This is a genomic window from Streptomyces sp. col6 (assembly GCF_008042035.1).
Lineage (GTDB): Bacteria > Actinomycetota > Actinomycetes > Streptomycetales > Streptomycetaceae > Streptomyces.
This window is the reverse complement of the sequence record NZ_RDBL01000012.1, coordinates 169,634-196,580: the sequence shown is the minus strand read 5'-3', so window position 1 is coordinate 196,580 and position 26,947 is coordinate 169,634. Positions and strand designations below refer to the sequence as shown.

The 26,947-nt window shown below is 72.1% G+C and carries 22 protein-coding genes; 12 read left to right on the top strand and 10 right to left on the bottom strand.

What is annotated here, in order from left to right:
• Positions 1 to 10: 10 nt before the first annotated feature.
• From EAO73_RS16665 to tatA, 7 genes are all read left to right on the top strand, one after another.
• Positions 11 to 1,000 (top strand): ATP-binding cassette domain-containing protein, encoded by a 990-nt coding sequence (locus tag EAO73_RS16665; RefSeq protein ID WP_147972356.1) that lies wholly within the window; start codon positions 11 to 13, stop codon positions 998 to 1,000.
• Complete coding sequence (locus EAO73_RS16660; protein ID WP_147972339.1) at positions 997 to 1,851, top strand: ABC transporter permease; 855 nt, start codon at positions 997 to 999, stop codon at positions 1,849 to 1,851. The genes EAO73_RS16665 and EAO73_RS16660 overlap by 4 nt, the downstream gene beginning before the upstream one ends.
• Positions 1,852 to 2,039: 188 nt before the next feature.
• On the top strand, positions 2,040 to 3,035 hold the full coding sequence (locus EAO73_RS16655) for a DUF3533 domain-containing protein (protein ID WP_147972355.1): 996 nt from the start codon (positions 2,040 to 2,042) through the stop codon (positions 3,033 to 3,035).
• Positions 3,036 to 3,200: 165 nt separating this feature from the next.
• Complete coding sequence (locus EAO73_RS16650) at positions 3,201 to 3,944, top strand: dienelactone hydrolase family protein (protein ID WP_147972338.1); 744 nt, start codon at positions 3,201 to 3,203, stop codon at positions 3,942 to 3,944.
• A gap of 210 nt (positions 3,945 to 4,154) precedes the next feature.
• Complete coding sequence (locus EAO73_RS16645; protein ID WP_224756343.1) at positions 4,155 to 4,517, top strand: ArsR/SmtB family transcription factor; 363 nt, start codon at positions 4,155 to 4,157, stop codon at positions 4,515 to 4,517.
• A complete protein-coding gene (gene mgtA, locus EAO73_RS16640) occupies positions 4,510 to 7,170 on the top strand; it encodes a magnesium-translocating P-type ATPase (protein WP_147972337.1) in 2,661 nt (886 codons plus the stop codon). The genes EAO73_RS16645 and mgtA overlap by 8 nt, the downstream gene beginning before the upstream one ends.
• The gene (gene tatA / locus EAO73_RS16635; protein WP_191134107.1) at positions 7,170 to 7,358 is read left to right on the top strand and encodes a Sec-independent protein translocase subunit TatA; all 189 of its coding nucleotides are present in this window, start codon (positions 7,170 to 7,172) and stop codon (positions 7,356 to 7,358) included. The genes mgtA and tatA overlap by 1 nt, the downstream gene beginning before the upstream one ends.
• Positions 7,359 to 7,419: 61 nt before the next feature.
• On the opposite strand, the gene EAO73_RS16630 is transcribed toward tatA, so the two are convergent.
• A complete protein-coding gene (locus EAO73_RS16630; RefSeq protein WP_147972335.1) occupies positions 7,420 to 8,079 on the bottom strand; it encodes a TetR/AcrR family transcriptional regulator in 660 nt (219 codons plus the stop codon).
• Positions 8,080 to 8,234: 155 nt separating this feature from the next.
• Between EAO73_RS16630 and EAO73_RS16625 the strand changes: the two genes are divergently transcribed.
• Positions 8,235 to 9,353 (top strand): serine hydrolase domain-containing protein, encoded by a 1,119-nt coding sequence (locus EAO73_RS16625; RefSeq protein ID WP_224756342.1) that lies wholly within the window; start codon positions 8,235 to 8,237, stop codon positions 9,351 to 9,353.
• A 55-nt stretch (positions 9,354 to 9,408) separates the two neighbouring features.
• Here EAO73_RS16625 and EAO73_RS16620 read toward each other — a convergent pair whose 3' ends face one another.
• Together EAO73_RS16620 and EAO73_RS16615 are read right to left on the bottom strand one after the other, a co-directional pair.
• Positions 9,409 to 9,942: a hypothetical protein gene (locus EAO73_RS16620; RefSeq protein ID WP_147972333.1), complete on the bottom strand. Its 534-nt coding sequence runs from the start codon at positions 9,940 to 9,942 to the stop codon at positions 9,409 to 9,411.
• 184 nt (positions 9,943 to 10,126) lie between these two features.
• Positions 10,127 to 10,969 (bottom strand): helix-turn-helix transcriptional regulator, encoded by an 843-nt coding sequence (locus EAO73_RS16615; RefSeq protein ID WP_147972332.1) that lies wholly within the window; start codon positions 10,967 to 10,969, stop codon positions 10,127 to 10,129.
• Between the two features lie 149 nt (positions 10,970 to 11,118).
• Here EAO73_RS16615 and EAO73_RS16610 point away from each other — a divergent pair, with 149 nt between their 5' ends.
• A complete protein-coding gene (locus tag EAO73_RS16610; protein WP_147972331.1) occupies positions 11,119 to 11,943 on the top strand; it encodes an alpha/beta fold hydrolase in 825 nt (274 codons plus the stop codon).
• Positions 11,944 to 12,034: 91 nt separating this feature from the next.
• Here the strand turns inward: EAO73_RS16610 and EAO73_RS16605 are convergent, their stop codons facing one another.
• Positions 12,035 to 12,568 (bottom strand): hypothetical protein, encoded by a 534-nt coding sequence (locus tag EAO73_RS16605; protein ID WP_147972330.1) that lies wholly within the window; start codon positions 12,566 to 12,568, stop codon positions 12,035 to 12,037.
• A 420-nt stretch (positions 12,569 to 12,988) separates the two neighbouring features.
• Between EAO73_RS16605 and EAO73_RS16600 the strand changes: the two genes are divergently transcribed.
• The gene (locus EAO73_RS16600; RefSeq protein WP_147972329.1) at positions 12,989 to 15,115 is read left to right on the top strand and encodes a cellulose binding domain-containing protein; all 2,127 of its coding nucleotides are present in this window, start codon (positions 12,989 to 12,991) and stop codon (positions 15,113 to 15,115) included.
• Between the two features lie 83 nt (positions 15,116 to 15,198).
• Here EAO73_RS16600 and EAO73_RS16595 read toward each other — a convergent pair whose 3' ends face one another.
• Positions 15,199 to 15,954: a hypothetical protein gene (locus EAO73_RS16595; RefSeq protein ID WP_147972328.1), complete on the bottom strand. Its 756-nt coding sequence runs from the start codon at positions 15,952 to 15,954 to the stop codon at positions 15,199 to 15,201.
• Between the two features lie 13 nt (positions 15,955 to 15,967).
• A complete protein-coding gene (locus tag EAO73_RS36000; RefSeq protein ID WP_191134104.1) occupies positions 15,968 to 17,776 on the bottom strand; it encodes a hypothetical protein in 1,809 nt (602 codons plus the stop codon).
• Between the two features lie 513 nt (positions 17,777 to 18,289).
• On the opposite strand from EAO73_RS36000, the gene EAO73_RS16580 reads away from it, so the two are divergent.
• Together EAO73_RS16580 and EAO73_RS16575 are read left to right on the top strand one after the other, a co-directional pair.
• A complete protein-coding gene (locus EAO73_RS16580; protein ID WP_147972326.1) occupies positions 18,290 to 19,834 on the top strand; it encodes an NAD(P)-binding domain-containing protein in 1,545 nt (514 codons plus the stop codon).
• Positions 19,827 to 21,284: a class I adenylate-forming enzyme family protein gene (locus EAO73_RS16575; RefSeq protein ID WP_147972325.1), complete on the top strand. Its 1,458-nt coding sequence runs from the start codon at positions 19,827 to 19,829 to the stop codon at positions 21,282 to 21,284. The genes EAO73_RS16580 and EAO73_RS16575 overlap by 8 nt, the downstream gene beginning before the upstream one ends.
• 24 nt (positions 21,285 to 21,308) lie before the next feature.
• Here EAO73_RS16575 and EAO73_RS16570 read toward each other — a convergent pair whose 3' ends face one another.
• Genes EAO73_RS16570 through EAO73_RS16555 form a run of 4 tightly spaced genes read right to left on the bottom strand, consistent with a single transcriptional unit; the run spans position 21,309 to position 26,923 of the window.
• On the bottom strand, positions 21,309 to 22,877 hold the full coding sequence (locus tag EAO73_RS16570) for an MFS transporter (RefSeq protein WP_147972324.1): 1,569 nt from the start codon (positions 22,875 to 22,877) through the stop codon (positions 21,309 to 21,311).
• Positions 22,878 to 22,917: 40 nt separating this feature from the next.
• The gene (locus EAO73_RS16565) at positions 22,918 to 24,288 is read right to left on the bottom strand and encodes a cytochrome P450 (RefSeq protein WP_147972323.1); all 1,371 of its coding nucleotides are present in this window, start codon (positions 24,286 to 24,288) and stop codon (positions 22,918 to 22,920) included.
• Entirely contained in the window at positions 24,282 to 25,352 is a 1,071-nt protein-coding gene (locus EAO73_RS16560; protein ID WP_147972322.1) for an alpha-hydroxy acid oxidase, read from the bottom strand. The genes EAO73_RS16565 and EAO73_RS16560 overlap by 7 nt, the downstream gene beginning before the upstream one ends.
• On the bottom strand, positions 25,349 to 26,923 hold the full coding sequence (locus EAO73_RS16555) for an NAD(P)-binding domain-containing protein (RefSeq protein WP_147972321.1): 1,575 nt from the start codon (positions 26,921 to 26,923) through the stop codon (positions 25,349 to 25,351). Before EAO73_RS16555 ends, EAO73_RS16560 begins: the two co-directional genes overlap by 4 nt.
• Positions 26,924 to 26,947 lie beyond the last annotated feature (24 nt).

Genomic DNA, 26,947 nt, shown 5'->3' with positions numbered 1-26,947 from the left:
CCCCCGCACCATGCCCCGCCCGCCCGCGCCCGGCTGCGCCATCAGCACGCGCGGCCTGGCCAAGAGCTACCCCGGACCGCGCTCCACCACCACTCACGCCGTGAACGGCCTGGACCTGGACGTCGCGCGAGGCGAGACCTTCGCCTTCCTCGGTCCCAACGGCGCCGGGAAGTCCACGACCATCGCCATGCTGTGCGCCCTGGCCCGCCCCACCGCCGGACACGCCACGGTGGCGGGCGCGGATGTGCGTACCCAGCCCCACCAGGTACGGCAACGGGTCGGCATGCTGTTCCAGCAGAGCGCCCTGGACCCGGACCTGACGCCCGAGCAGAACCTCCACATCCACGCACGGCTCTACGGGCTGCGGCGTGGCCACGCCCGGCAGCGCACCGCCGAGGTGCTGGAGGTCGCCGGACTCACCGACCGCCGCGCGTCCCCCGTACGCACCCTGTCCGGAGGGATGCGCCGCCGCCTGGAGATCGCCCGACAACTGCTGCACGCGCCGAGCGTGCTGTTCCTGGACGAGCCGACCACCGGACTGGACCCCCACGCACGCGCACAGATCTGGGACCACCTCTACGCCCTGCGGGAGCGGCACGGCAGCACCCTCTTCATCACGACCCACCAACTCGAAGAGGCCGTGAACTGCGACCGCGTCGCCATCATCGACCGCGGCAGGCTCGTGGCCCAGGGAACACCGGACGCGCTGAAGGCGGCCATCGGGGACGACCGGGTCGTGCTGCGCACAAGCCAGGACGCGCGAGCCCACGACATCGTCCGCCGCATCGTGCCACCCGGACACACCGTCACCACGGACGCCGACGGGATCTGCCTGCGCGTACCCGACGGCAGCTCCTGGATCCCGCGCCTCTGCGCGGCCCTGGAGAACCACGGCATCGCCGTCCGCGCCGCATCCGCCACCCCGCCCACGCTCGACGACGTCTTCTTCCACCACACCGGCCGCAGCATCCACAGCGCCCAGCCCGGAGGCGGCCGATGACCGCACTCCCTCTCGACGCGCCCTCCGCCCGGGACGACGACCGGCCGACGCGCCTGCGCCGTGAACTGCGCGCGGTCCACGGCCTGATCCACCGCGACCTGCTGCGCCTGGCCGGCCAGCGCGCCCACACCGCGCTGATGCTGCTCCACCCCGTGCTGTACCTGCTGATCCTCGGAGGGGGACTCGCCGCCCTCATCCCCCACTCGAAGCTGGGGGTGGGCTATCAGACCTATCTCTTCCCCGGCATGCTGATGATGACCGTGCAGACGCCCGCCATCCTGGTCGGCATCCGTCTCATCACCGACCGGCAGAGCGGCTATCTGCGCGAGCTCCTGATGGCTCCGGTCAGCCGCTCGACCCTGCTCCTGGGAAGCTGCGCCGGCGGCACCCTCGTCGCCACGATCCAGGGCGCCGTCCTGCTCGGACTCGTCGGTGTCGTCGGCCTGCCCTACGACCCGGTGCTCCTGGCGCTGCTCCTCACCGGGATGATCCTGATCTCCTTCACGATCACCGCCCTCGCGCTGACCCTGGCCGTGAGCCTGCGCAGACCCGAGACGTTCCACACGCTGCTCGGCGTGATGATGATGCCTCTGCTGTTCCTCTCCGGCGGCTTCTTCCCCCTCGGGAGCCTGCCCGGCTGGACCCACGCCCTGGCTGCGGCGAACCCGCTCGCGTACGGCGTGGACATGCTCCGCGACAGCATCGCCCTGCGGGCCCCGGGCGGGACGGGCGTCGGTGGCATCACCTGGGCCGGCCACCCGCTCCCGCTCGCCGCGAAGGCGGCCCTGCTCCTGATCAGCGGAGTCGGGGCCCTGCTATGGGCCACGCACCGGTTCGAACGGCAGGAGTGACCGGCCGCGCACCGGCGTTCCGCCGAACGGGTGGGTACGGCACCACCCATGCGTGTTCTCTCCTTGCGGCGCGGACCGGGGATGAGGATGTCGGCGGAATGGGTGCACCGGTCAATCACGGCTGAGAGCGGGTACGTCACGTGGCGGATGAAACAGGCTCGACGACGAGGGTCGACGCGTGGACGGAGATGAAGGACGCGATCACCACCAGAGCCGTTCTCGTCATGGTGGGTGTGCTGCTGCTCCAACTGGGCTTCGCCCTCTCGTACATGGGGGCGTTCCACGCGCCCAGACCCCACCGCGTCCCCATCACCCTGGTCGCCCCGCGCCCCTTGGAGGCGGACCTCGTCGCCCGGCTCAACTCCCTGCCCGGTGACCCGGTGCACGTCACCGCCGTACAGGACCGCGCACAGGCCAGGGCGCGGCTCCTGGAGCGGAAGACCGACGCCGCGCTGATCGTCGCGGTGACCGGACGCACCGACACCCTGCTGATCGCCTCGGCGGGCGGCCCCTCGGCCTCGGACGCCGCCGCGAAGGTCGTGGCGACCGTCGAGCGCGCCCAGAACCGCGCCCTGACCATCCGCGACATCCGCCCGCCCGCCGCGGGGGACGCGCGCGGGCTGTCGTCCTTCTACGTCGTGCTGAGCTGGACGATCGGTGGCTACCTCGCCGCGTCGGCGCTGAACATGGCGGCCGGATCGAAGCGTCCCACCTTCCGGCGCTCCATCGTGCGGCTCGCGGCGATGGTGCCCTACGCCTTCATCTCCGGAATCGGCGGCGCCCTCATCGTGGGCCCCGTACTGAACTGTCTGCCGGGCGCGTTCTGGGAGCTCGTCGGCATCGGCACCCTGGTCGTGTTCGCCTCCGGGGCCGTGGGGGTGGCCCTGCAGTCGCTGCTCGGCACGATCGGCCTCGGCCTGACCATCCTCATCTTCACGATCCTCGGCAACCCGAGTTCGGGCGGCGTCTACCCGGCGTCCCTGCTGCCGCCCTTCTGGGCCGCGATCGGCCAGGCCCTGCCGCCCGGGGCCGGTACGACCGTGGTGCGCAACACGGTCTACTTCGACGGAAACAACATCACGGGGCCGCTGTGGATCCTCGGTGCCTGGGCGTTCGCCGGGATCGTCGTGGCGCTCCTGGCCGCGGCCCTGCGCGACCGGCGGGCCCGTACGGAAACCCGTTAGGCGACCGCAGCGGACACTGCTACATTCGTCCCGGCCGTGCGAAAGAACGAGGAGGTGGTACCCGTGAACACAGTATCGACATGGGTGCTCCCCTCCGGGGTCACGGTCGGGCGATAGGCAGGTCGTCCGGGAGCGCCATTCTGTGCACTCCCGAAAGGCACGATCATGCATTTCACCTCCGAGCAGCGCCTCGACGACGGCGTACTCGAACGCACCTTCACCCTCGGTGACATTCCCGGCATCCTCTGGACACCCGCATCCGCGTCGGCGTCCGCACCGGTGCCGCTGATCCTGCTCGGTCACCCCACGCTCGGCCTGGACAAGATGTACCCGCGTCTGCTCGGCCGCGCCCGGCACTCCGCGGCGGAGGGCTTCGCCACGGCCACCATCGAACTCCCCGGCTGCGGCGAGCGACCCCGGCTCCCCGCCCTCGACGAGGCTCGCGCCGACATGCGCCGGGCGCTGGAAACGGGCGAACCCCTCAGCGACGAGATCATCGACGCAGTCGTCCTCCCGCTGGTCGACCGGGCGGTGCCGGAATGGCAGGCCGCCCTGGACGCGCTCCTCGCCCTGCCAGGGATCGACGGGCCGGTCGGATACTCGGGGGGAGTGATCTCCATCGGTGTGCGGCTGGCGCTGGTCGAGCCGCGCCTCGCGGCCGCCGTCCTCTTCGCCGGAAGCTTCGTCCCGCGCGCCACGTTCGAGGAGGCCCGCCGGATCACCACTCCGCTGCACGTCCTGTTGCAGTGGGACGACGAGAGGAACGACCGGCAGGCGTCGCTCGACCTGTTCGACGCCTTCGGCACCGAGGAGAAGTCCCTGCACGCCCACATGGGCGGGCACACCGGTGTCCCGCAGCACGCCGGTGACCCCGCGGCCCAGTTCTTCACCCGGCACCTGAAGAAGTAGGAAGGAGCCGACGGCACGGCAGCCTGCCGTGCCGTCGCACCTCCCGCGCGTGCCCCGTCACCCGGCGAAGCTCACCTCCACCGGCCGGCGCCCCTGCCCGGAGAGCGTGCCGGGCAGACCCGCCTCCGGCCCGTGGCACGGTGCCTAGAATGGGCCGACATCAAAGATCCAGCTGTCTGCCGGCGGTTGTGAGTGGACAGGAGCCGGACCGTGACCGCAGGAGCCGAAGTGGCGGGTCAGCACGGTGAACCGTCCGCCGCGGTCCTCGCCCGCGCGTCCGAGGCATTCGGCCTGCTCGCCTCGCCCGCACGCCTGCACATCGTCTGGATTCTCGCCCACGGCGACTGCGACGTCAGCGGCCTCGCGGAACGGGTCGGCGGTGCGCTGCCCGCCGTCAGCCAGCACCTGACAAAGCTCAGACTCGCCGGCCTGGTCAGCTCCCGGCGGGAAGGCCGCCGGCAGGTGTACTACGTCGACGACACGGACGTCGTGGCTGTCGTGCGCCTGATGATCGGACAGCTCGCGGCGCAGGAGGGCGCGCCGGTGCGCCGGCTGCACGGGACCGGTGCCTGACCGTCTCGCGGGCCGACCACCGAGAGCACGGGCCGGTCATGCGGCCACCGTGCTCCAAGTCCTGCGCACGCTGGACACCTCCCCGCGCGGGCTGACCGACGACGACGCGGCGGTCCGCCTCGGCGTACACGGCCCCAACACGCTGCCCGCACACCGCCCCACGCCGTGGCCCGTGCGGCTGGCGTACGGCATACGGGACCCGTTCACGGGCGTCCTGCTCGCCCTCGGCCTGGTCTCCGCCGCCGTCGCGTCCTGGGGCCCGGCCACCGTCATCGTCGTCCTTGTCGGGGTCAGCTGCGTCCTGCGGGCCCTCGGAGAACACCGGGCGGACCGGGCGATGGCCCATCTGCGGAAGATGGTGGCTACCACGGCCGCCGTACAGCGCAGACCGGAGCCGCACGCGGTGCCGGCCGTACGAGAGGTCCCCGCCGGCGACCTCGTGCCCGGGGACGTCGTCCGGCTGGTCCCCGGTGACTTGGTCCCCGCCGACCTGCGCCTCCTGCGGACCCACCATCTGCGCGTCGACGAGTCGGTCCTGACCGGGGAGTCGGAACCCGTCACCAAGGAAGCCCGCGACGTTCCGGCCGACGACGCGTCCCTCGCGCGCGGGGACCTGTGCTTCCAGGGCGGCACGGTCGTCGCCGGCAGTGGCACGGGTGTCGTGGTCGCCACCGGTGCGCACACCCGGTTCGCCGGCGCGCACGTGCCGGCGGGCCCGCCCCGGACGAGCTCCTTCGACCGCTCCGTCCGCGGCATCGCGTGGGTGCTGATCCGTTTCATGCTCCTCATGCCCCCGCTCGTGCTCATGGCGAACGCGGCGCTGCGCGGGCGCGGCCTGGAGACCCTGCCGTTCGCGGTGGCCGTGGCGGTGGGACTGACGCCCGAGATGCTGCCCGTGGTCGTGACCACCTGCCTGACCCGTGGGGCCGCCCGGCTGGCACGCGCCCACGGAGTCATCGTCCGCAGACCGCCCGCGCTCTACGACCTGGGCGCGATGGACGTGCTGTGCCTGGACAAGACGGGCACCCTCACCCAGGACCGGCCCCAGGTCATCGACGCCGTCGACCCCGAGGGCCGTCCGGCACCCGGGGTGCTGGCCTGGGCGACGGTCAACGCGTGGTGGACGCTGCACCTCGCGGACCTGCCCGCCCCCGACACACTCGACGCGGCCCTGCTGGACGCCGGCGACCCGGGGGAGGCCATGGCGTACGAGCCGGTCGCCGCGCTCCCCTTCGACACCGCGCGCCGGCTCTCCACGGCCGTCGTGCGCGCTCCCCACGCGCTCGGCCGCGACGTGCTCGTCGTCAAGGGCGCGGTGGAAGCGGTCCTCGAACGGTGCGCGCTGGGCGAAGCGGAACGCGAACGGCTCCTCGACGAGGCCGCGCACCTGGCCGCCACGGGCGTACGGCTCCTGGCCGTCGCCACCGGTGAACGTCCCGCGCGGGGCCGCCCGTACGGTCCGGCCGACGAGCGGGGCCTGGAGTACCGGGGCCTCGTCACCTTCCGCGACGCCCTCGCCCCGGGCGCCGTCGATGCGCTCGCCCGTCTCACCGGTCACGGGGTCGCCCTCAGGGTCCTCACCGGCGACCATCCGGCCACGGCCGCCCGTGTCTGCCGCGACCTCGGAGTGGAACCGGGCGAGGTGGTGGACGCCGGCACCCTGGGGTCCCTCGACGACGGACAACTGGCCGCCCTGGCGGACCGCTCCACGGTGTTCGCCCGGTGCGGGCCCGAGGACAAGGCGCGGATCGTGACCGCGCTGCGCGCACACGGCCGCACGGTCGGCTTCGTCGGCGACGGCGTCAACGACCTGCCCGCCCTGCGCGCCGCCGACGCCGGGATCTGCCCGTCGACCGCGGTGGGCGTGGCGCGGGAGAGCGCGGACGTCGTGCTCGCGGACCGGGACTTCGCGGCCCTGGACGAGGCGATCACCGAGGGGCGGCGCGCGGGCGGGAACATCGCCTCGTACCTCCGCATCACCCTCTCGTCGAACCTCGGCAACGTGATCGCGATGCTCACCGCGGGCCTGCTCCTGCCCTTCCTGCCCATGCTTCCCGCGCAGGTCCTCGTGCAGAACCTCTGCTTCGACGCGGCGCAGCTGGCCCTGGCCCACGACCGCCCGGCGCCCCGCCTCCTCGCGCGGCCCACCGTTCTGCGGCCCGCCCCGTTCCTCCGGGTCGTCACCGGTTTCGGCCTGCTCGGCGCGCTCGCCGACCTGACCACCTTCGTGCTGCTCGCCCTGACCGCGTCGGCCGCGCACGACGAAGGGGCTTTCCACACGGGATGGTTCACGGAGAACCTGCTCACCCAGAGCCTGATGCTGCTGCTGCGCACCGGGACCCGGCCCGCGCCGCGGATTCTGCGCCTGGCCGCCGCGGTGCCGGCCGCGGTGGGCCTCGTGCTGCCGCTCACCGGGCCCGGGGCGCGGCTGGGTCTGGAGCCGCTGCCGCTGCCCGCGTACCTCCTGCTCGCAGCGGTGCTGGGCGGATTCGCCGCGGTGCTCGGACGCCTCACGCGGGGCCTCCGTCAGGACCGGCCGCCGGAGGGTCCCCGAGCGAGGCTTGTACAGTTGCGCAATGTAGCAATCAATAGGGTTGTGCGAGCGTGCCCGCGCACGCGCGGGCGACTACGGCGAAGGAAAGAGGTGGCGTGATGCTCCGCAACGGCTTGGAACCGTGGCACCTGCTCATCGTGGCGCTGGTCATCATCATGGTGTTCGGCTCGAAGAAGCTGCCCGACATGGCGCGCTCCCTGGGCAAGTCGGCCCGCATCCTCAAGAGTGAGGCCAAGGCGATGAAGGCCGAGTCGGGCACCGACCCCGCCGCGCCGGAACACCCGTAACGCGCGTGCGTGGAGGAGGGCCGGGGCGGCGCGCCCCGGCCCTCACCCATGCGGCACCTCGCTAACCGTTCCGCACGTCCGCTTCGACGTGAGCGAGGTGGGCGGCGAGAAGTTCCTCGAACGCTGCCCGGTGGTCCGTCTGAAGCGGCCGGAGGTCACGCGCGAAGTGCGCCAGCGCGGGGAAGCGCTCCGGGTCGGCGCCCAGCACCGACACACGGAACAGCTCCTGCCCCTGTTCGCGCTCCTCGGGCGTGACCGTGGCGGCGCCGGCCTCGGAGGTGATCAGTGCGGCGATGAGAACCGCGATCCGGTGGTAGTGCGCCGGGATCTTCTCGTTGGGCAGTCCTGAGGCGCGCAGGGCCTGCAGCACTTCCTCCACGACCAGCCGGGACCCGGCGCCGCCCGACACGTAACGCCCCCAGACCGCGGCGAGCTGCGGCTGCCGGCCGAAGGCCTCCCGTACGCGCAGAGCCAGGGCCGTGATGCGCTGCTTCCAGTCACCCTCGGGGCGATAGCCCTCCATCGCGGCCAGAAGGACACGGTCGGCGACCGCGCGCAGCAGCTCGGTCTTGCTGCGGAAGTGCCGGTAGAGGCTCGACGAGTCCGTCCCGAGAACCGCCGCCAGTTTGCGCACGCTGAACGACTCCGTCGCGCTCGTGCGCAGCAGCTCGGCCGCCGCATCCAGGATCTCTTCGGTCGCCCAACGCCTTCGGCCTGCCATTTCGCCCCTCTCGCCGGGTTCCAGCCTAGCCTATGCACTTGGTGTTGCACGCACCGCGTGCATAATGAGGACATGAGCTTGCCGGGCGGCCCGGCAGGACGTGGTCCGGCATGGGGAACCCTGGCGGACCCGGGGGTTACGAAGGGACGCACGACGTGAAGAACCCACTGGATTCCGCGGCACTGGACGCGGCCGTCGACCACGTTCACCGCGCCGGTATGCCGGGCCTGTTCGCCGAGGTCCGGCACGGCGACCATGTCTGGCGCGGCGCGGCCGGGGTCGCCGACACCGCCACCGGCCGGCCCGTGGACGCCGGAATGCGCCACCGCGTCGGCAGCGTCACCAAGACGTTCACCGCCGCGGCCGTTCTGCGCCAGGCCGAGAGCGGCCGGATCGGACTCGACGCACCGATCGGCCGCTACCTGCCGAAACTGGTCCCGGGGGAGCGGGGTGAGGCGATCACGGTCCGGATGCTGATCAACCACACGAGCGGCCTCGCCGAGTACCTTCCGTACGCCTACCCCTCGCTCAAGGCGTTCCCGGACCTCGCCGAGACCGGGGCGCAGAGCCTGGACGACCACCGGTTCACGCGGTTCGACCCCGAAGAACTCATCGCACTGGGAGTCGGCGCACCCGCCGTTGGCGCCCCGGGCGGTGCGCCGGGGCTGTACTCCAACACCAACTACCTGCTCCTCGCCGAACTCGTGGCGGAGGTGACCGGCACCACGGCCGAGGAGTGCATCACCCGCGACGTCATCGAGCGCGCCGGGCTCAGGGACACCACGTTCCCCACCGGACCGGAGATCGAGGGACCGCACTCACGGCTCTACGAGGCGTGGTTCGGCAAGATCGACCCGCCGCGCGACTACAGCGTCTTCGACATGTCGTGGACGGGACCGTCGGCCTCCCTCATATCGACCGTCGCCGACCTCAACCTCTTCTACGCCCAGCTCATGGCCGGAAAGATCGTCGGCCCGTCGTCGCTGGAGCAGATGAGGCGCACCGGCCCGGTCATCTCGCAGGAGGGCAAGGTCATCGCGTACGGTCTCGGCCTGCACCCGGTCGAGGCGCCGGGCCGGCCCACCTTCTGGGGCCACGGCGGAACGGTCTGGGGCGGCGGAACCCTGGCCGTGACCCGCGCCGACGGCGCACGGCAGATGGCGGTCGCGGTCAACCTGCAGAGGTGGAACACGCTCGACGCCTCGGGCAGGCCGCAGCCCCATCCGATCGACGCGGCGCTCGACTCCCTGTACCAGGTGGCGATGTACGGCTGAGTTCGCCGGGGGAGGGGGCGCGGGTCCCACGTGAGCACCCGCCCGCCTCCCGCGGTCAACGACGGGTGCGGCGCCGGTAGTAGTGCGTGGTGACGAGGGCGAGCAGCGGCCCCCAGGCCACGAGCGGCACGTAGCAGACGGTCATCACCCACTCTCCCCACGGGGTGATCGCCATGTCCGAGTGCAGGGTGGTCCATACGAAGAGCACCCCGTACACGGTGCAGGCGAGCGAGCCCAGCGCCGCCGGGACGGTCGCCGCGAGCACGGGAACGCGGCGTCCGCGCAGGAACGGCACCCACCGAGGCCACACCTCGCCCCACGGCCGGACCAGTCCCAGCGTCAGGAACGCCAGCGCCTCCTGGAACACGGACAGCAGCGGCAGGAGGAGATATCCCCAGCCGGGAACGAGCATGGCGGTGTACTCGGACTCGGCGAGCCCCAGCGGAACACCGGCCACCACGGCGAACCGCCACAGCGCCGACGGCAGGGAAGCCCACAGAACCGCGGCGGCCGTGTGCCGCGCCCATGAGGGGACGGGTGCGGCGGTGGCGGGACGTGCGGGGGCGAGTGGAAGCGTGCTGGCAGTCATGGGCCCGGCTCTCCGTGTGGACTGTGTGCGACAACTGCGAGGCTGCCAGCCGCCGTTGGTTGCCCGCATCGCACTCCAGGGTGGCCGTGTGTGCGTCCGGCGGAGCATGCGTATACGGGGGAGTAGCCCATGCGGGCGAGAAGCGGTCGTACTCGGGTCGGCCCCGGGGCCCAGGGGCCGACGGTCAGGTGACGTGGTGCCGGTGCCGGGGACCGAGCACGCGCAACGCGTCCAGCGCCGTCGTCCCGCCGGGCGGAGGAGTGAAGATCCGCAGACGCTGATCCGCCGCGGGCGTCGCCAGCACCTCGCAGTCCAGGTCGATCCTGCCCAGTTCGGGATGTACGAGCCGGTACGGATGCGACCGGCGCACGGCGACCTCGTGCCGGTCCCACAGCGCGGTGAACTCCGGGCTCGCGGCCCGGCACCGCGCCACCAGCGCGCGGGACGCCTCGTCGTCGCGACGGGCGGTCGCGGCCCGCAGGTCGGCGACCAACTCCCGTGCCTGCTGGGCGTGTTCCTCGTCCGCGAAATGCCCGCGGACGTCCGGGTCGGAGAACCAGCGCAGCACGATGTTGCGGTCATCCTCGGCGACCGTGCATACGCACCCGAAGAGGGCGAGCGCCAGGTCGTTCTGTGCCAGCAGGTCACCGAGGTCGCTCACCACCTGCACGGGCACACCGTCCAGGCGGTCGAGCAGATACCGCAGCCCCGGGCGCAGGTAGCCGCCCGCCCGCGCGCCCTCCGGCGGGCGGTGGCCGGCGAGGAGGTACAGGTGGTCCCGCTCGTCCTCGGACAGCCGCAGCGCGCCCGCCAGCGCGGCGAGTACCTGGACCGACGGATGAGGCCCCCGGGCCTGTTCGAGCCGCATGTAGTAGTCGGCCGACATCCCTGCGAGGACGGCGACCTCCTCGCGCCGCAGGCCCGGCGTGCGCCGCCTCGGCCCTTCGGGAAGCCCCACATCGCGCGGTGTCAGGCGTTCCCGCGACCGGCGCAGGAAGTCGGCGAGGTCTGCACGCTTCAGTGTCATCTCGCCCTCAGGGTAACGGTGCCGCGTCCGCGCATCCTGGGACCGCCGGTCCTAGGGCAACCGCTCCGCTCCCGGTACGCCGCCCACGGCGGCACGATCGGTGCCGGGCCCGTCCGGGTCTGCCCGACGAGAGGACCGGTGGTCGCACCATGAGGGAATCCCTGCTGTCCGTACCGGGCGCACGACTGCGCCACACCATCCGGGGAGAGGGCCCCGTACTCCTGCTCATCGCCGGGGGACACCACGGCATCGACGCCAACGAACCGCTCGCCCGCCACCTCGCCTGCCGGTACACCGTCCTCACGTACGACCGGCGCGGGCTGTCGGGAAGCACCACCGACACCCCCGCGACGACCATCGCCGCGCACGCGGACGACGCCGCCCGCCTGCTCCGCGCCCACACGGCGCAACCCGCGCTCGTGCACGGCACCAGCCTCGGCGCGCTGATCGCACTGGAACTGACCGTCCGGCACCCCGGGCAGGTCGCGACGGTCGTCGCGCACGAGCCGCCCGTCACGCATCTGCTCCCGGAACCGGACCGAGCGCTCGGGCAACTGATCCGTGTCGAGGAGGCGTTCAGGTCGGAGGGTGCCGACACCGCCATGCGCCGGTTCGCGTCCGGCCTGGACATCGACCCGAACGACCGCGAGCCGGACGCCCCGGTGCGCGCTCCGGGCCCCGACCGCCTGCGGAACGCCGAGCACCTCCTCACGTACGACCTGCCGGCCATCAGGTCACACGTACTCGACGTTGCCGCGCTCCAGGGTTCACCCGCTCGCGTCGTGGCCGCGGCCGGTGAGAAGTCGGGCCATGTCTGGGCGCACGCGTGTGCCGTCAGGCTGGCCGACGTGCTGGGCACACGGCTGGAGCTGTTCCCGGGCGGCCACAACGGATACGTCTTCCGCCCACGGGGAACGGCGGAGCGGATCCACGAGGTGCTCCGCGCCGGGGACGGTGACGGCCGCGCCGAGTGAGCGGCGCCCCGCGACAGCACGAAGGCCCCCCGGTCCGTGCGCGGTGCCGGTGGCGCCACGTCGGACCGGGAGGCCCTGGTCGATCAGGTGACTAAACGGTGGGGGAGGCGCTGAAGTTGGTGTTGCGGTAGCCCTTGCCGTCGTTGTTCCAGTCGAGCTGGATGAAGCCGTCGGCGAGGTAACGGCCCGAGCCGGCCTTGTACTTGATGGTGCCGGTCGTGTAGCTGCCGTTGCCCCACGTGTTGCCGTGTTCGAGCTTGTACTCGAGGCCGGTGTAGTTGGCCCACTTCTTCACGGGGTCGGTGCCGGAGACCGACTTCTTGACCTGGAGGTGGAAGCGGGCGGCGTCGAGCGTGTCGGTCTGGTTGACGTACCAGACGGGCCCCTCGAACGACACCTTCGCGTAGGCGTATATGTAGCCGCCGGAGCGCTTGGCGCAGAGCTTGACGTCGAAGTTGTAGTTGTCGGTGCCGGGACCGGAGTAGGCCGGGTTGTCGACGGAAGCGCTGCTGGTCTTGCAGTGGTAGCTCGCCGCGGACGCGGTCGTCGCGGTGGCGAGCGTGGTGCCGGTCACGGCCGCGGCGGTGACGAGGGCCGAGACGGCGACGCGCTTGAGTCGGGGCATAGAGGCTGTTCCTTCGGAGCGAGTACGTGTGGTGCGGTGCCGGACCGGTCAAGAACACCTTTCCTCGCGCAAAGGCGGACGGATCCCGGACCGGCTCCCACCTACTCCGACGCAGTGCAGGCCGCAGCGGTTGCGGTGCGCCCGGAAGACCTCAGGGGTGCGGCCTCGGTGCGTCTCGGCGATGCGTGCGCGAACTCGCACCCCATCGTGAGGGTGGGTGCAGGCGGACGAAATGCGGGCGGGCCGCGACGACTTCCGCTCGTGCCGTCGCCTCGGTGTGCGCTTGCCGTCCCCGGTGTGCACGGGCGTTGACAGGGCATCAGACCCCTCTCATTATGGGAGCGCTCCCACGATCGGCTGTCCGGGCGGCACGGACGCCGTACGCCGCCCGTGCCGCCGAGATCCCAGGGAGGATCCCCCATGGCGTCATCGCACCGACCCCCGCATCCGGCCAGGAGAGGGTTACGCCCGCTCGCACGGGGCGCCGCCGTCCTTGCCGCCTCCCTGGCCCTGCTGTCCTCGCTGGTGGGCGTGGCCCCCGCCGCACCGCAGAGCGCGGACGACGCGGACGCGGACGTCCGGGTGAACGCGCAAGCGGCCCTGGGCACGCTGACCAGCGAGGCCCGTGGAGTCAACACCGCCATATGGGACGCGCACATGAACGACCCCGAAGTGGCCGGCCTGATGAAGTCGGCCGACGTCGGCGTGATGCGGTACCCGGGAGGTTCGTACGCGGACATCTACCACTGGGAGACGCACACGGCACCCGGCGGATACGTCGCCCCGGGCACCGGCTTCGACGCGTTCATGGGCACCGTCCGGGCCACCGGGGCGCAGCCCGTCCTCATCGCGAACTATGGCTCCGGCACACCCGAGGAGGCAGCCGGCTGGGTCAGGTACGCGAACATCACCAAGAAGTACGGCGCGAAGTACTGGGAGATCGGCAACGAGATCTACGGCAACGGCCATTACGGCAGCGGCTGGGAGCACGACGACCACGAGGACAAGAGCCCGCAGGAGTACGCGCGCCAGGTGCGCGCGTACGCGGCGGCCATGAAGGCCGTCGATCCGACGGTCAGGATCGGTGCCGTGCTCACCACTCCGGGCGAGTGGCCGGACGGTGTCGTCGGCGAGGGCGACTCCGGCGACTGGAACCAGACCGTGCTCCCCGCCGTGGCCGACGTCGTCGACTTCGTCAGCGTCCACTGGTACGCGGGCGGAGCGGACACGACCGCCGAGGACGCCATGACGCGGCTGACCAGGCTGCCCGGTGAACTCCGGGAGGTGCGCCGGCAGATCGACCGGGCGGCGGGCGCGGACTCCCCGGACATCGAGATCGCGCTCACCGAGATCAACACCAACACCGGAGGCGCCCGGCTCACCGCCCGTCCCAACGGCCTGTTCGCTGCCGACGCGTTCATGACGGCCCTGGAGAACGGCGTGTTCACCGTCGACTGGTGGAACACCCACAACGGCGCCGGACAGATCACCACCGTCGACGGGGAGACCGACTACGGCGACATGGGGATGCTCTCCAGTGGCGCCTGCACCGGTGACGTCTGCGAACCGGCACCGAACACGCCGTTCCCTCCGTACTACGGCATGAAGATGACCGCCGGACTGGGCACCGCGGGCGACACCATGGTCGCCGCCGAGTCCTCCGCCCAGGACGTCTCGGCACATGCCGTGCTCCGCCGCGACGGGCGGCTCAGCGTCATGCTGGTCAACAAGGACCCGGACACCGCACGGACCGTGGACCTCGACTGCGCGGGCTTCACCCCCTCCACCACCGCGCCGGAGGTCAGCCGCTACGCGCGGGGCGACAGCGACGTCACCGACGTCACCGACGGGGAGGCGTCCGCGTCCCGGGTCACGGTGCCCCCGTACGCACTGCTCACCGTGACCCTCGAACCGAAGGCCGGTACCGGGCCGGGAGCCTCGGCTGCCGCTGCACCGGGAACGCCCCGGCTGGAGGCGGTGACCGACACCACCGCACGCCTGTCCTGGGAGGGCGCGACGGGCGCGACCCGCTACCTGGTCCAGGAGCGCGACGGCACGCACACCCGGCTGGTCGGCGAGACCACCGGCACCGCCGTCACCCTGCGGAACCTGCCACCGGGCAGCACCCACACGGTCAACGTGCTGGCGGCGGACTCCTCGGGGCGGGCATCCGGCCCGTCAGCACCCCTGACCTTCAGCACCGGCACCCCGTCGGACGCGGCCTGCGCGGTGACGTACCACCGCGACACGAGCTGGGGCAACGGCTTCGTGGCCACGGTGACCGTCCGGAATCTCTCGGGGACACCGATCACCGGCTGGACGGTGGACTGGGACTGGGCGGCCGCAGGCCAGTCGTTGTCCTCGGGCTGGAACGCCTCGTTCGAGCAGACCGGTTCCCACGTCCGCGTGACGGCGTCCGACGGCGCGGGACCGCTGGCCGCCGACGGCGGTTCGACGGCGTCCTTCGGATTCGTCGGCGCCAACGACGGGCCCAACCCCGACCCGGCCGCCTTCCGGCTGAACGGCGCCGTCTGCTCCGGCGGCTGACGAACCCGTACACCGGGATGCCGGCACCCTGAGAGAGCACCCGTGGGGCGACAGGACGCCACCGTTCTGTCGCCGCGTCCCCCTCACGCCTCGTAGTCCTCGACGAGGCGGGTGATCACCCCGAGCAGGATGTCCACGCGGTGCCGGTCCTCCCGCTGCTCGCGCAGGGCCTGTTCGGTCGTCCGGAGCCGCTGCCAGGCGGCCGCGTCCCGGTCCATCACCCGGTCGACGAGGGGCGAGGAGACCAGCTCCAGGCACTCGGCCAGCCGGCGCCGGGTGGCGGGCGCCGGAGGGTCCGGCCGGGGCTCGGCGAACCCGTCCGTCAGGTATCGCGCGGGATCGCCGAGGCTCCATCCGGCCACCGTCCCCTCATGGATGAGGAGGGCCACGTCGGGGGCGATGCCCAGCCGCGCGTCCATGTCCCGGCCGACGAGGCGTACATCGCCGAGGCAGCGCAGTTCGGCGGCCCCGGAGTCGCAGTGGAAGACCGTGGTGCCGGGCATGGCGAACTCCCGGTCGACGTCCGCGCGCAGGCCGCCCACCCGTGCGGGCGGCTCGGCGTGAGCACCGCGCCCCCGCGGCGGCGCCACGGACTCCGGAGGCACGGAGAACGTGAGACCGCACAGGTCCCGGCTGTCGCGGTCGAAACGGAAGTGCTCGTCCTGCGACCACAGCCACTGCGCGCTGCCGAAGGTGTCCGGCAGCTGCCGCTCGCGCCCGGCCGGGTCCGCGTACCCCGCGACGATCAGCTGGAGATCGCGGAAGTCGAAGCGGGGGGCGAACGGGAGCGGCCGGTCCGTCGTCTCGGCGGTCATGGCGTCGCCGACGATGACCCTCACCGTGTGCGTCGCCTCATCGGATGCGCCTGGCAGGCGGCATGAAGCCGCCCTTCGTGTCGGGGATCTTCCCGTTCACGATGTCTTCGTGCGTCACCGGGGGCCCCGGGTCCTCGGGCGATCCACCCACGGCATCGGCTCCGCTCTGCCCCTTCTTCCCGGACGGACCGTAGCCGGTGATGACATCACCCACGCCGGCACCCGGCCCCTTCGTGACCACGATGTCCTCGCCCTTGCGGAAGATGAGGTTCCCACGCCCTCCCTGGGAGAGGTACACCGCGTCCGGGCTCGTGAGGATCTCCTTCACGCGTTCGTCGCTGAAGTGGGGGTGGTAGTTGCCCGACTTGCGTACCTTGCCCTCCGCGGCCCGCTCGGAGATCTTCTCCGAGTCGCTCACGGCCTTCGCGTCCGGGCACTTCTTCTTGTCCGCGAGCAGTCCGGCCCAGGTGGACGAGCGGTGGTGTACGAGGACCGCCGCGTGCATCCGCCCCGAGGAGGCCCCGCCCGGACGGTAGGCCGTGCCGGAGACGGAGCCGCCGGGCCTGCAGCCGGCGTCGTCACGCTCCTGACGCACCTTGTCGACCAGTTTCTTGACCTCGGTCGTGGCCAGGGCGCGGGCGGTGATGAGTGTGTCGGCGCGGTAGGGGATGCGGTACTGGACCATCCGGCCGCCACTCGCCCGGGAACGCGCCCGCGCCTCGGCCTTCTTCTGCGCCTCGACCGAGGCGAAGGTCGGCCCGGCGCCCGGATTGGAACAGGACAGGCTGCCGGAGACGCTGGTCCCGGTGACCGCGAAGGAGCTCTGCGGGCTGGTGCACCGGCCGGCGGGCTTGCTGTCGATGCTGAAGGAGGCGGTCATCACCGCCGTGACCTTGCCGCTCATCAGGCGGCTCTTGGCGTCCGTGGTGATGTGGCCGGCGAAACTGTTCCTGGCGGTGCACCCACCGGAACCGCACTTCACCGTTCCCCCACCGCTGAGGGTCAGGGTGATGCCGCTGTCGGTGGCGTTGTTCAGCTCCTTCGTCTGCTTCTCCAGGGTGTCGAACATCGGGTCGACGGCGTTCTCGGCGACCGGCGCCAGGTCCAGGCCGTCGGAATCGCTGCCTTCGAGAGGACCGTCCGTCACCTCGGGAGCCTCCACGGGCTCCTCGTCGTCGTCGGACACCTTCCGCGCGGTGACATGCGTGAGCCGGACGGAAGCGGCACGGGCGGGGCCGACGGAGCTCCCGTCGGAGCTCTCATCGGACGGGGAAGGGCCGTAGGACTCCAGGCGCAGCACCCGGTGGGGCTTCTTCTCCGTGACGAGCAGACGGCCCGCGGAGGTGTCCACCGCGAGAGCCGGTGTGCCGTGGACGGCGAGCGGCTTCGCGGACCCGGTCGGTGCCGGTGTGTCCACCAGCCGGTCAAGAGCCTTCGAGAGCCCGGTGGCCAGGTCGGGCGGGGACGGCCTGCGCCCCACCACTTCCTGCGTCACACTGTCGCTCTCCTCGGCCGCCGCCCACTTGCCCGAGGTGTCCCCGCCGGAACCCGTACCGGAGCCGGCGTCCTTCTGCCGGGTGAAGGTCCTGCCGCCGATGTGCAGGACCTCGCGGGCCAGGTCGGTGTCGCCCAGGCCCAGAGCGCCGAAGCGGCTGCCGGAGGCGGTGACGGTGACGTCCCGTTTCATCAGGCCGGTGGCGGAGTCCCGGTACCGCAGGCCCGGAGTGTCGGCCAGCGCGGCCACGGCCTGCCGGAACGGCCGCAGGTCCCGCTTGGCCTCGGGCTTCTCCGAGCCCGGACTGCCGTTCCAGGCCAGCAGCCCGGCCACCAGGCCCGCGGCCAGCACCCCCACACCGCCGAACAGCAGGAGCCGCCCCCGCCGACGGGCAGGCGGAGGCGGAGGCGGAGGCATGGGCCCGTACGGGCCGGGCGGAGGCCCGTACGGCGCGTGCTGCGGCGGAATGTACGGCGCGCCCTGCGGCGAGGGGTACGGCCCCTGGGGCGGCGGCCCGAAGGCGCCGGACGGCGCGGCGTACCCGGAGTACGGGGGCGGGGCGTCCGGCGGAGGCGGGACCGGCGGCCCGAAAGCGCCGGCCGGCGGTGTGTAGGAGGGAGCCTGCGGTGGACGGTCCGCCGGAGGCCTCTGGGCGTCTTCGTGCTCCGTCAAGATGTTCCCCCGTGTGTCCGCAGGCCGCCGACGGCAAGATCCGATCGCTACAGGGACAGTGTGGAGGTGACGCGACCTCACGCGCTGCTGCTTTTCGGACGTCCGCCCGAAGGGGACACGCCGGTGAGGGCGCCGCCCGCGCCGGGCGCGAATCTCAGAACCCTCTGATGTGCTGACACTACCGTCCGGCCCATGGTGCGCGACTATCTCATCATCGGGGCCGGTCCGGCCGGACTCCAACTTGCCGCTCTGCTGGAACGCGACGGGCGCGACTACCTCGTCCTGGAACGGGGGAGAGCGCCGGGGACGTCCTTCACCCGGTATCCCCGCCATCGGCAGCTCATCTCGACGAACAAGGTGAACACGGGCTTCACGGACCCCGAACTCAACCTGCGTATGGACTGGAACTCACTCCTCAGCGACGACCCGGAACTGCTCTTCACCCGCTACAGCGAACGCTACTTCCCGCCGGCGGACGAACTCGTGCGCTACCTGGCGGACTTCGCGGCCCGCACCGGCGTACGCGTCGAGTACGGGACGGAAGCGGTCAGGATCTCCCGCGAGGACGGCGTCTTCACCGTCCTCGACGGCGACGGGCGGACCCTGCGGGCCAGGCGGCTCGTCATGGCGACGGGCATCTCCAAGCTCTACGAGCCACCGATCCCGGGCATCGGACTCGCCGAGCGCTACGACACCTTCGACACCGCCCCCGTGTCCTTCACCAACCAGCGGGTGCTGATCATCGGCAAGGGGAATTCCGCCTTCGAGACCGCCGACGGCCTCGTGGAGAAGGCCGCGGTGATCCACGTCGTCGGCCCGCACTCGGTCAAGCTCGCCTGGAAGACCCACTACCTCGGGCATCTGCGCGCGGTGAACAACAACTTCCTGGACACCTACCAGCTCAAATCGCAGAACGCGGTGCTCGACGGCACCGTGGAGAGCATCGAGAAGACGGCGGGCGGCGGCTTCCGCGTGATGCTCCGCTACGCCCGGACCACGGAACCGCTGCGCGAACTGCACTACGACCGGATCATCGTCTGCACCGGCTTCCGCTTCGACGCGTCCGTCTTCGACGAGTCCTGCCGCCCCGCACTCGCCATCAACGACCGCTTTCCCGCACAGACCTCGTCCTTCGAGTCGGTCAATGTCCCGGACCTCTACTTCGCCGGAACGCTGATGCAGCAGCGGGATTTCAAGAAATCCACCAACGGCTTCATCCACGGCTTCCGTTACGCGACGCGCGCCCTGCACCGCATCCTCGGCGCCCGCCATCTCGACACCCCCTGGCCGGCCCGTACGCTCGCCGCGACCCCGGAGGCGATAGCCGACGCCGTCATCGGCCGCGTCAACCGCTCGTCGGGCCTCTGGCAGCAGTTCGCCTTCCTCGGCGACGTGGTCGGTGTGGACGGCGACCGGGCCGTGTACCAGGAGGAGGTCCCGCTGGACCACGTCACCGACGGCGGACTCGGCCCGTGCCCGCACCGGTTCGTCGTCGACCTGGAGTACGGCGCCGAGCACGACCGGACCGATCCGTTCGACGTGGATGTCCCGCGCGTCGTCGAGAACGACGTGGACCACGCCATGGACTCGACGTATCTCCACCCCGTCGTCCGCCACTACCGGGACGGCGTGCTCGCCGGGACCCACCATCTGGCGGAGAACCTGGAGAACGAGTGGAGTCTGCCGGCGATCCACCGGCAGCCGCTCACCGCCTTCGTGAAGGAGTGCCTTGACTGAGCAGTTCCCCGGCGCCGTACTGGACATCCTCGACGCGGCGGGCGGCCGGCCGGTGTTCGAGCACGCCGGCCGTGAGGTCTCGGGCGCCCGGCTCCTCGGCATGGTGAGGAGCGCGGTGAACGGCCTGCGGCAGCACGGAGTCGGCCCCGGGGACGGCGTCGCCATGCTGCTGCGGGTCGGCCCCGGGGCGTTCGCCGCGATCATCGCCGCCCACGTCGTCGGAGCCCGCGTCGTCGGCGTACGCCCCGGCCTGACAGCACGTCAGCAGGACCATGTGCTGCGGGACGTGGACGCGACGGTCACCGACCGGCCCGATGCTCACGGCACCCCGGCCGGGCCCGTCATCGCGCTCGACGACCTGCTGGCCACGGCGGACGACGGCACCCGGCCCAAGGTCCTGGCGCGCCCCGGGGACATCGCGCGGCTGCTCCACACCAGCGGCAGCACCGGCCTCCCCAAGGCGTGCGCCCAGACCTACGCGGCGATGACCGCGGGCTGGGCGCACCGGCCGGACGCCTGGCCGCCCGCCGTGCGCGAACTCGCCCGGCGCCTCGACCGGTTCCTGGTGTTCGGCACCCTGGCCAGCCAGGTGATGATGGAGTACGGGCTGCTGGCACTCGCCGCCGGCGGCAGCCTCGTCACCGCCGACCCGCCGGACTTCCCCGACGCCCTGGTGCGCCACCGGGCGAGCGCGAGCGTCATCACGGTGGCCCGGCTGACGAAACTCGTGGCGGCCCAGCGCGCGTCGCCGGTGGACCTCGGCGGTCTGCGCGCACTGATGGTCTCGGGATCCCCGCTGGAACCGGGACGGCTGAGGGAGGCCACCGAGGTGCTGGGCCCGGTCGTCTTCCACGGCTACGGGCAGACGGAGACCGGCATGATCTCCATGGCCGCCCCGGACGAGCCGCCGGGCTCCCTCGGCGTGCCGCCCGTGGACCTGGAGATCCGCGATGCCTCCGGCCGTCCGGTCCCGGACGGCAGCGACGGCGAACTCTTCGTCCGTACGCCGTCCCAGAGCTCCGGCTACTGGCAGGAACCCGCCCTCACCGCCGAGGTGTTCTCCGACGGGTGGGTGCGCACCCGCGACCTCGGCCGGTTCGACGCGTCGGGCCGGCTGTGGCTCACGGGACGGATCCGTGACGTGATCATCGTCAACGCCAACGTGTACTACGCCGGGCCCGTCGAGCGGCTGCTCGCCGGCCACCCCTCGGTGGCCGAGGCCTACGTCGTCGCCGTGCCCGACGACAGCACCGGTGAGGCCGTCCATGCCTTCGTCGTCCCCGCGGCCGGGCACACCCCGGACCTCGGCGAACTGCGGGCGCGGGTGGCGGAGGGCCTGGGTGAGGCCTGCGCCCCGGCCCGGCTCACCCTCATCGGCGAAGTACCGCTCACGGCGGCCGGCAAGCCCGACAAACGGCGCCTCGTGGACGGGAGCCGGACCCGCCCCTGACCGCGTGCCCCGTCCTCGTGTGCGTCACAAGGGCGGGGCGCCGTCCGTTCCGGGAGGAGCCGCCCGCTCGGCCCGGACGGCCTCGCCGCGCACCAGGCCGTCGAGTTCGGCGTCCAGCCCGGCGGACTCCTCGTGGTGCCGGTCGGCCGCCCGTGGGTCGCTGCCGCGGAGCGCGACGGCGCCTCCCGCCAGGGCCATCGGGAGAGCGACGAGCAGGGCGGCGGTGCGGGTGCTTCCCGGCGCGGAGAGGACCAGTGCGATGAGCGGAGGACCGAAGGCTCCGCCGGACTTGCCGACCGCCGCCGCCCAGCCGCCGGCGGTGCCCCGGATGGCCAGGGGGTAGATCTCGGCGGTGTAGGGGCCGATGAGCGCGATGACCCCGGCGGTTCCGGCGAACAGCAGGATCACGGCGGCGAGGAGGACGGGCCGGCTGCCGTCCATCCCGACGGCCGCGAGGACGAGGAGCGCCGCGACGGTCAGGGACGCGTAGACGACCATGGTGCCCTTCGCCGACCAGCGCATGTAGAGCCAGGCCGCCACGACACAGGTGGGGATGGACAGCAGCGACGAGAGGAACAGCAGCGTGGCCGCGGACATGCCTCCCCTGTGGGAGGCCTCCAGCTGGCTGGGCAGGAAGGTGATGAAGCCCCAGTAGACAAGACCCCAGGCGAGTGCGTAGCCGCTGACCACCAACGTCTTGGCCGTCTGAGGACGTCGGAACAGGGTCGCGGCGGGGACCCGGGCGACCTGGGACCGCTGCGCGGTGAAGGCCGCCGATTCCGGGATCCACCGGTTCAGCGCGATGAGGATCAGGACCAGTGGCAGTTGCGCGAACCACAGGACGCGCCACCCGGTCAGCGGGATGAGCACCGCGGCGAGTCCGGCGGCCGCCATGTACCCGCCCGTGGTGGTGAGTCCGGCCTGCAGCACCATGATGGCCGCGCGCCGGCCGGGCGGCAGGCTCTCGGTCATCAGGGCGTAGACGACGGGCAGCATGCCGCCGGCCGCCATCCCCATCAGGGCGCACATGGCCAGGATGCCGCCGAAGGTCGGCATGGCGCCGCACACCGTCGTCCCGAGGAACAGCAGGGACGCGATGAGGATCGTCGCCCTGCGCCCGATCCGGTCCGCGGCACGGCCCCCCACGAGCGACCCCACCACCGTGCCGCTCAGCGCCACTGTGGGCAGCCAGGCGATCTCGGCGGCGCCGAGGTGGAACTCGGCACGCATGCCGGGCTGTATGAACGCCAGCGTCGCGGGTTTCATCTGGTCAACCATCAGCGCGAAACTCAGCACCCCGATGAGACGGCGCCGGCCCGCACGGCTCGTCCGGCTCGGGGCCGCGACGGCCGTCGGATCCTCTCCCGGAGGCTGCACGACGGCGACCCCGGAGATCACCACCCCCACGACGATGGCGGCCATGGCGGCCCACATCGCGCCGGACATGCCCATCATCGCCATGTGGAATTCCATGGACGCGGAATCGACGAACATCCACACGTGCTGGCCGACGCCCGCACAGGTGAGGGCCACCCCGGTCCAGAAGAGCGGCGGCCGGGATATCAGCGACACCGGACGCGTGGGGGAGGTCATCCGACCACCCCGGGCAGGCGCCGGCGCGGCTCCTCGGGCGTCATCCGTTTCCTCTCTCCCGGTGGGGGACCGGACAGCCTCCGGCCCGTTGCTCCTCGAAATACCGTGTCGCCGGACGCTGCCTGCGGGCCTGCAGCACCATGGCCGTACCGAGCACCAGTTGGCGTACGCCCCGGGTGACGTCCTCCACCCCGTCCCGCAGCCGGACGAAGCCCCGCAGCACACCGAGACGACGGCGGCCGGGCGACTGGCCGCGCGGAATCAGCAGGCAGGGCGCCCGGTGCGGAATGGACCGGGTGTGCGAGGCCGTCGAGTCGAGCCGGTAGCGCGCGAGCACCTCGCGGACCGCCGCGCGCAGCACGAGCGGTGAGAGCCGCCAGGCCGGGCAGGGGCGGTTGGCCGCCACGCCGTACGGGATGTGGTGGACGTCCTTCGCCGCCAGCGCCGACCAGCGGTCCGGGTCGAACGCGTCGGGCCGTTCGTATCCGGTGGCGTGGTAGCCGGGATAGCTGAAGCACACCACCGAGCCGGCCGGCAGCACTGTCGTCCCGTCGAGCGGTATCTCACCCGTGGTGATGCGGTGGGCGATGCCGAACAGCGGATACAGCCGCATGGTCTCGTCGAGCACCTGCGTCAGGTACCGGTCGTCCTCCGGATCCGTGGCGAGGCGCTGCTGCACGTGCGGATGGCGGGCGAGGGCCAGCAGGACGTGCGCGGTCGCCTCGGACAGCTGCACGACCGCCGTGTTGAAGAAGGTCCCCTGCAGATAGTGCACCTGCTCGGGCAGGGACAGCGAGTCCGGCAGCGCGTGCGGTACGTGACCGGCGGCGACCCGCTCGCGCAGGTACGAGGTCAGCCGGGCGCGGCGCTTCGGATGGCGCAGACCGGTGCACTTCAGGGCGGTGATCACGTCATCCGCGTGCGCGGTGATCAGCTCCCGGGCCGGCGGTGGGCACGGCTCCTGGAAGACCAGTTCGTAGCAGAACGCGGCCCACGCAGGCATCACCAGATCCCGCAGTCGCACGAGGCTGATCCGCGAGTCCGGCACCCCGTCCAGCACACCGGCGACGGCGCGAGAAGCCGCCGCGGTGAGATCGGCCGAGGCCCCGGCGACGATGCGCCGCGTCGTCGCCGCCACGTCCTGGTAGCGCTCGCCGGGCTCCAGGTGCTCCTGGTGCACCTCCGGCCCCGGCGCCAGCCAGTACCAGAACAGGTCCGACAGACCGGCCCCCTCGCTCCGCCCGTTCGCGGCCGGATGGGCGTAGACCCGCTCGAACACCTCCGGCCCGTGCGTGGCGTTGGGAAGGGTCACCACCCGGTCCCCGTTGACCTTCTCGAAGATGCGTACGCGCAGCGCCACCACGGCACGCGGCAGCCACCACGCGTCCGTTCCCGCACGGGCCCTCACCACGCCGCACCCCTCGCGACGACCATGCCGGCCGTCAGATCCGCGTTCCGGCGCCCACCGCACAGGGCGAGCGTGTGGTCGTACGCGTCGCGCAGGGTCGCGAGGACCCGCCGCACGCCCGCCTCCCCGTCGACCGCCAGGCCCCACATGACGGGCCGTCCCACGCCGACGGCGCTCGCGCCCAGCGCCAGCGCCACCGCGACATCGCTGCCCCGGCGCACCCCGCCGTCGAGCAGGACCGGCACCCGGCCCGCGACCGCCTCGGTGACCCCGGACAGACAGTCCAGGGCCGCCGGCACCGCGTCGCACTGACGGCCCCCGTGGTTGGAGACGATCACCCCCGCCGCACCGTGCTCGACGGACAGCCGGGCGTCGTCCGGATGCAGAACTCCCTTGACCAGTACGGGAAGCGAGGTGCCGTGTACGACCTCGGCGAAGTCCGGCCAGCCGGGCGCGGCGGACATCGGGACCGCCGTGAGCGCACCCGGCTCGGCACCGGGCAGATCGCGCATGTTCTCGGCGGCGTATCCGGGCGGCAGGTCGGTGAACCCGTTGCGCAGGTCCCTGGTGTGCCGGCCGAACACCGGCGAGTCGACGGTGACCACCAGCGCCGTGCAGCCCGCCTCCTCAGCGCGTCGCACGAGCGCCCGGGTGACCTCCGGGCGCGGGTGCAGCTGGAGCTGGAACCACACGGCCGGGTCCGGTGCCGCCTCGCGCGCCGCCGCGACAACGTCGAGGACCGCGGTGGTCGCGGCCGTCCCCGTCACCAGAACGGCGCCCTCGGCCGCCGCGGCACGGGCCGTGGCCCGCTCGCCGTCCCGGTGCACGAGCCGGTGGAAGGCGGTCGGTGAGACGATCACCGGAGCCGCCTGCGGGGCGCCCGGCAGATCCACGGCGGTGTCCCGCACCTCCGCACCGCTCAGCACCCGCGGCAGCAACGCGTACCGGTCGAACGCCCGCTCGTTGCCGGCGAGGACGCGTTCCTCCCCTGCGCCTCCCGCCACGTAGTCGTAGACGACCGGATCCAGCATCTTCCGTGCCGTGTCGTGCAGTTCGCGGAGTGTCACGGGGCCACCGGGGCGGCCGGGCTGCGCCGCGCATCGAGGAAGGCGGTCAGCGGGGCGCGGTGAACCTCCTCGCTGTCCCACTCGTTCTCCAGGTTCTCGGTGAGGTGGTGGTCGGCCACGAACACACCGTCCCGGAACCAGCGGACGACCGGATGCAGATAGCGGCCGTCCAGCCCGGACACGTCCTGCTGGGACTTGCGGCCCGCCGAGACGTCGAAGGGGTCCACCCGGTCGTGGTCCTCGCCGTACTCCAGGGTGATCACCGCGTACGCGTCCACCTCACCGAAGTCCCCGGCGCGCACGGCCCCGGGCACATGGTCGACGGGCACCTCCTCGGCGTAGCGCAGTGTGCCGTCCGGGGCGAGCAGCAGCAGGTCACCGAGGACGGCGAACTGCTGCCACAGCGCGGAGGACCGGTTGACGCGGCCGATCACCGCGTCCACGGCCCGCTCCGTGGCGTCCCCGAGCACCGTCGTCGGCCAGGGCACACCGTCATGGCGCTGCCGCAGCCCGCGGTGCAGGGCGCGCACCGCGTAGCGGAATCCATGGATGAAGCCGGTCGTCGCCTTCCGGAAGTCGCGGCCCTGCATCAGCGTCCCCGCGAAGTACAGACCGGGTACGTTGACCGACTCACCGAGCGGCGTCAGCGCCGGGAAACGGCCGTCCACGACCACCTCCGGCGTGCAGGTGTCGTCGAAGAGGGAGGCGTCGAACCGGAAGCCCGTCGCGACGATCACCCGGTCGTAGCGGATCTCCTTGACCACCTCGTCGACCCGCTCGAAGGCGACCGGGACATGGAAACCGTCCGGTTCACGCCTGATGGCCAGGACCCGGCCGTCGAGGAGAGCGTTCTGCGACTTCAGCTGGTAGCTGTCCAGGAAGTTGTTGTAGACCGCGCGCAGATGTCCCACGTAATGCGTCCGCCAGGCCATCTTCAGCGAGCCCGAGCCCACGACATGGATGACCGCCGCGGTCTCCATCAGATTCTCCGCCGTCTCGAACGCCGAGTTTCCGCGGCCGATGATGAGCACCCGCTGATCGGTGTACGCCTTCGGGTCGGTGTCGATCGTGTCGTAGCGCTCGGCCAGCTCGATGCCCGGGACCGACGGCAGGTTCGGCACGGGCATCCCGGTGGCGACCACCAGGTGCCGTGCCCGCCACGCCGTGCCGGTGTGGTCGGTGACGGTGAAGCCCCCCGCATCCCGCGAGACCTTCTCGACGGCGGTGTCGTACCGCACCTGCACCCCGGTCCGCGCGGCGAAGTCCGTCAGATAGCGCACCAGGTCGTCGGCCGGCGGGAAGTAGCGGGGGCTGTACCGGGTGAACAGCAGCTCCGGATCGTCGCTCAGCAGTGAGTTCCAGTCCATCCGCAGCCGCAGCTCGGGATCGTCGTAACCCGTGTGCACCTTGTTGTTCGAGATGAGGAAGCGGTGCCGGGGGAACCGCGTGAAGAACGTCCCCGGACCGCTGCCGCGCTCCAGAACGACATAGTCCGCGCCGTCCCGCTCCAGCAGGGCGGCGAGCTGAAGTCCGGCGGGCCCCGCACCGATGATCAGGTAGTCATGGGTCATGGTCCGGAAGCTAGTCACCCGATT